This window comes from Endozoicomonas sp. ONNA2 (genome assembly GCF_024606365.1).
In the GTDB taxonomy this organism is placed as follows: Bacteria; Pseudomonadota; Gammaproteobacteria; order Pseudomonadales; family Endozoicomonadaceae; genus Endozoicomonas.
This window is the reverse complement of sequence record NZ_JAHHPO010001016.1, coordinates 1-7,867: the sequence shown is the minus strand read 5'-3', so window position 1 is coordinate 7,867 and position 7,867 is coordinate 1. Positions and strand designations below refer to the sequence as shown.

Genomic DNA, 7,867 nt, shown 5'->3' with positions numbered 1-7,867 from the left:
ATTAAATTGGTAAAATTCTTCCGGTGCAATCAAAACCTTACGGATTCAGGTATTAAAAAAAACCTCCGGTACAGAGGTTTTTTCATTTTGGCTCATCCGTTTCAATATGAATAACAGACTTTTGATCATCCATGTAAACAGCCTCGCTGTGAGGCCGCTAACTGTTTGGCTGAGAAGATCCGTCTTCTGTTGGCTGAGAGGATCCGTCTTGTGGCGTGGTTTTATTTTTTAAGCCAGAGCCACTGACCAATCTGGCTGTCTCTCTGCCAGAAGCCTTGGTTTCTCGATCTAACTTTTTTTGCAACTCCAAAGCTTTATCGTCATATTTCTTTTCGGTGTTCTTAAGTTCAGCATCCATTGATCGCAATTCTTTTTCTTTAGCAGATACCTTTGAATTTATCTTTCTTAAAAGAGCGTGGTATTCAGATTTATGTTTTTTCATTTCATCAGTTAACCGCTCCAGTTCTTTTTGACTACTGTCAATTGCTTCGACAAGACTATCTTTTTTACTGCCATCTACCTCTCCGATATCATCTTCATCTTTTAGCGCCGCATCCTTTAATTGGGCGTTCAATTTCATAGTTCTTATAAATTCGCCTTCATTTTTTCTTAGCTCAGATTTATTTTTGAATATTGCAGCTTTGATATTATCTATATTGCCCTGACATTTTGATATTGTTTCGTTCAGCTCGTTAGCCTGATTGACTAAATTCTGAATCACTTCCCCCTCAGTTTTAAGATAATATTCTTTATGCTTATCATATATTTCTCTGGCTTGACCTTTAACTTTATTTTGTTCTTCGACCATCATTTCTTTGGTGACTTCAGCTTGATCTTTAACAACCACCTTATATTCTTTTTTGAGTTCTTTTGATAGCTCGGTCAATTCTTTCTTTAATTCTTGACGTTGCTCTTTAATTTCGCATTCAGCTTGAACACTCTCAAGATGTTTTTTAAAACCCTCACTGCCATGCAAAATTCTTATAAGTTGTCGTGCAGCATTTTTCCTGACTACCGCTGATTTACTATCCAATTGGTAACATACAGGGTTATCACCCGGCTTTGCCGGTGGAAAAGGAATAACCAATTTATTACGTAAATTAAGAAGTGAAGGGGTCATATCTCCATCAGCGATAGCTAATATGGTTTTGTACTTTTCTCTGAATTCGTCATTCACCCTTTTTAATTCAATAAGCTTCTGTTTTTTATCATTAAGCGATTTCAATTTATTATTAAAATCATTGATATCCTGTTGCAGATTTTTCTTTTCACGATCATCGGTAATAGCATTTAAAGCCTTTTCAGACTGAGCAGGAGAAATTTTTCCCCAGTTCTGATTCTTCAACATTCTCTTGGCTTTGCCCATCAACAAATGCTCTAACACTTTTGTCGGCCGGCATTTACGCACCCAATTACGAAAATCTTTCAAGGCAACTTTTACTGGCCTGATGTTTTTAGGCAGTTTTTCAAACTTGTCCGAACCAATCTTGATACCAGGACATTGATTTGTATCAACAGGCTGAACAGTAACCTTGCTGCCATTGAGATATCCTGGTTCCGGTTCAGTTATTTCACTTTCTGTAGCAAAAGCCAAGTTATCAAATCCTGTTGTTCTTTGAACACTACCAATACCACCGTTCATATTTTCGTCTCCTTTCTTTCCATGGGTTATTTTAATAAAAAATTACTTCTTACGACGTTTTTTTCCTAATTGCTGCTTCAGCATATCCTGTTCTGCTATATATGCTTTTTTGTCAGCTTTCTCCTGATTTTTCAATTCTTTTCCTTCTTTCTTTAAGCCATCAAGCTCTTTGATTTTCTTATCAAGTTCTTTTTCTTTACTTTTAATTGCTTCAGGTATTTCGTCCAGTCTTTCTTGACCTGTAGTAATTGAAGCATTTTTATTTTCAATATTTTCATTTATTGTCTTGCGTAATTGTCCTATGCCTTCATTTCTGTCTGAAATCCCTTTGACTGAACTCCGAGAGTTTTTAAACCTTATCAATTCTACCTTATCCTCGGCAAGTTGATTCTTTATTTGTTTCTTTTCCTTTTTCAGACGATCAATTGCATTCTTCAAATTTTGAACTTCTTCATTTAGTTGCGCCTTACGATCTTCCAAATTACTTTTCTTTTCAATGAGACCATCACTTCTCGCCTTAGCTTGTTCGGAGTCAGGCTGGTATTTTTTAAAAAGATCGAGAATTTCATTACCACTTTGTTTCATTTTCGCTTTCAACTGCTTTTGTGCTTTGCTCGCATCCCTTATTCCTGATTCAAGATCCTCTAATTTTTTAGCAAAACCTGAACTCATAACTTGATTACGGATCGAATCTACCTGACCCATTCGTACAACAGGATTTGATGATTGAATAACCACGGGCTCAGAACCTTCCAGGGGAATTGGCACAATAATTTTCGATTTGCTATTGATCACACTCTGAGAATCTACTAATACCTTACGGGTGTTTTTGTACAACTTGTTGAGCGAATCAAGTTCTTTTTGCATATTATCCTTGCCATTCTCAAGTTGCTCAAGTTTATCGATACTCTCATTATGTGTTTTAACTGCTTCCTGTAATTCCCCAGAGCCACCCTCTACTGACTTTTCCGGAATTTTTTCCCAGTTTTCATGCTTCATGGCTTTTTTGAAATCACTGAATGCATGGTTAATTTTCCCGCTGCCATCAACGTGCTTCTGTTTCTCTTCAGCCTTAGAAAATTTACTCGAAATCTTATTATGAAGGTAAGACTTCACCTTTTTAAATACGCTTTCCTTAACAGTTGCCGTATTCTTTTCATCGGCTACCTCAGTTTTTCTCTGTTGCAGGGATGTCTCTCTCGGTACGGAATTCTCCGAGTGCTTGTCTGATAACTTGAGACCTGATGTTGGTACAACAGTCTTTACTCCCTCGATAATAACTCGACCTTTTCTAAACCCTGCTGTACAGGTTACTCTGTTCCCCTGTCTCAAAAGTCCTGTGACAACATCTTGTTGTGACGGAGTAAGATTACTAATTGCCAACTGAGTTCCACCAGTTATACCATCCATAACGAGCCCTCAAATATTCTTTCATTACTCAGTTCATTGTAGCTTTACTGAAAAACTTCTTTAAAAAAGCCAGAATTGATTTCAGAAAAACAGCCAATCAACCAGTGACATGGTAAAAAGCCTTCGCTATGTCAAAATCATGCCATCTGACAAACCAATTTTCCCGGTAATTAACACTATCAGTTGACTAAATTAACATTCGTTTATAACCAACTATCCAACAAGAACACTCCAACAAGAACACTCCAACCAGAAAAATAAACGAGAACAGCGTGTTTAAATGACCATGAATTTAATGACTGCCCAAAATGACTTGCTCGAAATCATATTCAGATAGCACTTAATATCCTCCAAACATTGTCTTATATTCTTTTTATGCTTAATGTAATTTCAAAATATCCTAATAAAGTCATATACCTATGTTTTCGGCTCGGTAAAATAGCATCCTGACTATTGATTTCGCCAGACTGATTTCGCCAGACAAACCTCACCCACAAAAACAGTGAATCCACCATGAAAAAAGATAAACAGAAAGTCATTGGAGAAGAATTAAGCGATGAGCGCTTGAAAGTGCTGCTGACGCTGCAGCCCACAGCTGGCAGCAGTAGAGACTATCACATACTGTTAAGGGCCTACCGCTACCTGCGAGCTGAGGATTTTGCCCGTTTTATTCCCTTTTATCTGGCAGCGGGCCTGAACCTGAACGCCCGCAATAGTGACGGAAAAACCCTGGCAGAAACCATCACACAACATCACCATGGTGAACCGTATCTCAAAGCCCTCACCAGGCATTAAAACAGTATGGGCTGCCACAGGCAGCCTTTGTTCCTGAACAGGTGTGAATACATCATTAATCAGCAATGCCGGTATGCTGCAATAGCCTGTTCAATCGTAATCAGTGCGCACAGGAACGCGCCGGTAACCAGTTGAGGAACTTTTAAAACAGACAAACAGCCAAAGAAACGAAACAATACCCGACCCGCTTTTATGAATAACTCTCAGCCCAGCCTCTCATCGCTCACACTGCCATGGGCGGCCAAAAACGGCCAGCTTGAAGCTGTCAACACCCTGTTGGCCAAGGGTGTCCGTACTGATGAATTGCACCTGGCCCTGAAATGGGCGGCCAAACATAACCATCTTGAAGTCGTCAATACCCTCCTGGCCCACGGTGCCGACCTTAACCTGTCACCCCCGGCTCTGTGGTGGGCGGCCTACAATGGCCACTTGAAAGTTGTCATGGCCTTGCTGGAAAATAGCGCTTCCTTTCGCCCACCCCACTATGTCCTGGAATGGGCGGCAGAAAAGGGCCAGACTGAACTCGTCAACTACCTGCTGGCCAAAGGCACCCCCTGTTCGGCTTTGGCCCTGGAATCGGCGGCTGAAAACGGACAGCTTGAAGTGGTCAAATCCCTGCTGACCAAGGCTACCCCGGGGAACAAGTCGACCATTGCTCTGGAATTGGCTGCTCAAAATGGCCACCTTGAGGTCGTCAAATTACTGCTGGCCAGTGGTGCCTTCCCTGATCAGTTGATCAGCTCCCTGCAAGTGGCGGCTACGAACGGCCACCTTGAGGTCGTCAACCTCCTGCTGGCCAGTGGTGCCAATGCCACCCTTGGCAAGCCGTTCGATAACATGAAAAACTATGCTCTGGAATGGGCGGCTTTTAACGGCCACCTGGAAGTCGTCAAAACCCTGCTGGTCAATGGCACCACCCTTGACCATTCAACCGCAGCCCTGAGATTGGCGGATCTTAAAGGCCACCCTGAAGTCATTGAGACCCTGGAAAAACATATCCCCGTGCAGCAACCCGGCTCTTTGATGCACGGCTGCCGGGCCACCATTCGTAACCGGCTGGTCAAACACCTCATCGACGGCAAACCACTGAAGTCGGCGCTCTATTCACTGCCCCTGCCCCCCGGGATGTGTGCGTATTTGTACCACCCACTCTCGTGGTAATTCGGCGCAAACCCTGAGCCAGAAAGTGTGCAACCAAGAAAAAAAAGGCTTATTGTGATTCATGAAGAAAGATTTGTGCAAAAAAACGCCGATCGTCAGTAGCAGTTACTGTGGTTCCACTCACAACAGTGGACTTAACAGCTGCAGGGTATTTTCCAGCAGTTTCTGCCGAAAGGGCCTTTTTGACCAACGGTTGCTATCCACCGCGCCCGCCTGATTGATATACGACTGAAGCACATGGAATATCTGCTGACCAAAACCATCATCATAAATAATCAACGTCACTTCATAATTCAACCAGACACTGCGCATATCCAGGTTTACGGTGCCAAATAACGCTGTTTCACGGTCTACCAGAACACATTTGGTGTGCAACAACCCCCCTCTAAACTGCTGAATAGTGACACCAGCCTGCAGCAACTCCTGATAATAAGAGCGGCTGGCATGATAAACCATTTTTGAGTCATTTTTCTCAGGCACCAGTAGCTGCACATCAACACCTCGCATCGCTGCCGACTTCAATGCGGTCAGCAACGCCTCATCGGGCACAAAATAGGGTGTGCTGATCAAAAGTTCCTGACGGCTTTCGTAAATGGCTGTCAGCAGAACCTGTTGCAGTATCGTCCGGTCAGCATCAGGCCCGGAGGGCAGAACGTGCACAAATGCACCGTCCCGGCCACGATGCCCGCCCGTAGGGTACTCATATTGTCTATTGAACGATGGGTGCCCCTGCCCGGTTTCCAGTGCTATATCCCATTGCACAATGGCTGCGAGTACATGGGCGGCAACACCATCAATCCTGACCATGGCATCCACCCACTGCCCGACCTGAGCCTCCTGTTTAAACAGCGATGGATCCACCAGGTTAAAGCTGCCAGTCCAGGCCACCTGATCATCAACCACCAGAATCTTCCGATGGTTACGAATATCGATACGCTCCACCAGCATTCGTAAAGGGCCTGCTGACATGGATGCAGTAACACTGATCCCTTCAAGTCGAAAACGGCGGGTCCATATTCCATTCAAAAAGCCCCGGCTACCGACATTATCCAGCACAACCAGACAATCAACCCCCCGCCTGGAAGCCCGGATAACCGCTTCTGCCACCTCTACGGCCCGACCAACCGGCTCCCATATATAAAACTCAATCACGACACTTTGCCGGGCATTTTCTATATCACGCAGCAGATGTTCGATGATATTGGCAAAACCTGAGAAGAGTTGCAGATGGTTGCCTGGCAGCAAGGGGATACTCATGCTTTTTTCTGCCAATGAGAAAATGCCGTGATGACTGGTCACCGGACAGCAGGATGGCTCAGAGCCTGAGATAATCCGGGCCAGGTGTTGATACCACTGGGCATAATCCGGATACAGTGCATGCATGCGCTTTAAACGGCCAATGCCCAAACGGGGAGAACCCAATAGTAGATACAGAACAAACCCTGCTACCGGCAGCGCGAACAGCAACACCAGCCAGGCCAGGGAGACCCCCACGGGTCTTCGGGTCATGATCACCACCACTGCAAAAGCAATAATGGCACTTAAATAGGCAGCACCAAACAGCCAGCTATACCAGGTTGTTTCCATGTACTAAAGTTCCAAAATTACACCAGCTGATTCACTGATTGTCCGGGTCTGGCCATAAACACGGCTAAAGCCTTTCGCCATAGCTCAGGCCTTACCTACACAGGGGCTTCGAAGTATTGCCCTGCTGACCAGAAGATCATGGGAGTTGAAAACGCAACTGGCATTACCCAAAAGGCTACCCGCCGACGGATAACCTTAACCGGTAAAAAGGGACAATGGTTTCGACAAGATGCCTTTCAATGGAGCAAATGTCCATAATCTTGCCAAAGAAGTTTGGCCGTCATGGCCAAAGACACACCAACAATCATAGGGCGAATCAATGTTTCACCGCGGCTGAGGACCACATGAGAGCCGAGCCTGGCGCCAATAACCTGACCCAGTATCATGACCAGACCCAATGCCCAGACCACATGCCCGCCAATAACGAAAAATAGCAAAGATGCCAGATTGCTGGTGCAATTCAACACTTTGGTATGGGCGGTAGCACTGGTGAGGGTATACCCTAGCAAACCTGCAAACGCCATGGTAAAAAACGAACCGGTGCCGGGGCCAAAGAAACCATCATAAAAACCGATCAGCACCGCCGCTGTAGACGAAAACACCGGCAGAGAGATCAACTGCGGTGACGGCTCACTGCCCACGCGTGGCGAAAACAGAAAGTAAAGGACAATACCAATCAGCAGGAAAGGGATGACCTGGTCCAACACTCCGGCATTAATTCTCTGCACCAGCAGCGTCCCCATCATGCTGCCAATAAAGGTCATTATTATTGCCAGACGTATCTCCCGCAGGTTAACCGTACCTTTGGAGAGGAAGTAAACACTGGCGGACAGGGTACCAGCGGCCCCCTGAAGCTTATTGGTGGCCAGTGCCTGAACCGGTGGCAGCCCGGCAGCCAGAAGCGCGGGCATCGTGATCAACCCGCCACCACCGGCAATGGAATCAACAAATCCGGCCACCGAGGCAATAGCAAAAAGGAAAAGCACCAGATCCAGAGTGATGGTTACGTCCAAGGTCAATCCTTGCAGACAGAGGCAGATGGTTTGTGGAAAGGTAATAATAGATCGTCCAGAAAGGATTATTCAGATAAAGTTGCCCAGGCAACCATTGATATATAGTTGCCCCGGCAACCAGGGGAAACTGATTATTTTCTGATACGCCGGATTACGCTGTTACTGTTTGCTGGTTTCCAAAACCCGGCAGCTCCTCAATACCTGCATCAGGGCGACAGAATCGGTCGAACGATCATCCCGATAATAGGATATTTAGCTA

General features: G+C 45.0%; 6 protein-coding genes. 2 read left to right on the top strand and 4 right to left on the bottom strand.

Going from position 1 to position 7,867, the window contains the following annotated elements:
- Window positions 1-157: 157 nt before the first annotated feature.
- Window positions 158-1,642 carry a hypothetical protein gene (locus KDK14_RS18005; RefSeq protein ID WP_257266577.1) on the bottom strand — a complete coding sequence of 495 codons (1,485 nt, stop codon included), beginning with the start codon at window positions 1,640-1,642 and terminating at the stop codon, window positions 158-160.
- A gap of 42 nt (window positions 1,643-1,684) precedes the next feature.
- On the bottom strand, window positions 1,685-3,052 hold the full coding sequence (locus KDK14_RS18000; RefSeq protein ID WP_257266576.1) for a hypothetical protein: 1,368 nt from the start codon (window positions 3,050-3,052) through the stop codon (window positions 1,685-1,687).
- 513 nt (window positions 3,053-3,565) lie between these two features.
- Here KDK14_RS18000 and KDK14_RS17995 point away from each other — a divergent pair.
- Together KDK14_RS17995 and KDK14_RS17990 are read left to right on the top strand one after the other, a co-directional pair.
- The gene (locus tag KDK14_RS17995) at window positions 3,566-3,847 is read left to right on the top strand and encodes a PA4642 family protein (RefSeq protein WP_257266575.1); all 282 of its coding nucleotides are present in this window, start codon (window positions 3,566-3,568) and stop codon (window positions 3,845-3,847) included.
- Window positions 3,848-4,039: 192 nt separating this feature from the next.
- Window positions 4,040-5,008, top strand: a complete 969-nt coding sequence (locus KDK14_RS17990) for an ankyrin repeat domain-containing protein (RefSeq protein WP_257266574.1) — start codon at window positions 4,040-4,042, stop codon at window positions 5,006-5,008.
- A 120-nt stretch (window positions 5,009-5,128) separates the two neighbouring features.
- Here KDK14_RS17990 and cls read toward each other — a convergent pair whose 3' ends face one another.
- Together cls and KDK14_RS17980 are read right to left on the bottom strand one after the other, a co-directional pair.
- Complete coding sequence (cls, locus tag KDK14_RS17985) at window positions 5,129-6,595, bottom strand: cardiolipin synthase (protein ID WP_257266573.1); 1,467 nt, start codon at window positions 6,593-6,595, stop codon at window positions 5,129-5,131.
- Between the two features lie 236 nt (window positions 6,596-6,831).
- Window positions 6,832-7,608: a TSUP family transporter gene (locus tag KDK14_RS17980; RefSeq protein WP_257266572.1), complete on the bottom strand. Its 777-nt coding sequence runs from the start codon at window positions 7,606-7,608 to the stop codon at window positions 6,832-6,834.
- Between the last annotated feature and the right edge of the window lie 259 nt (window positions 7,609-7,867).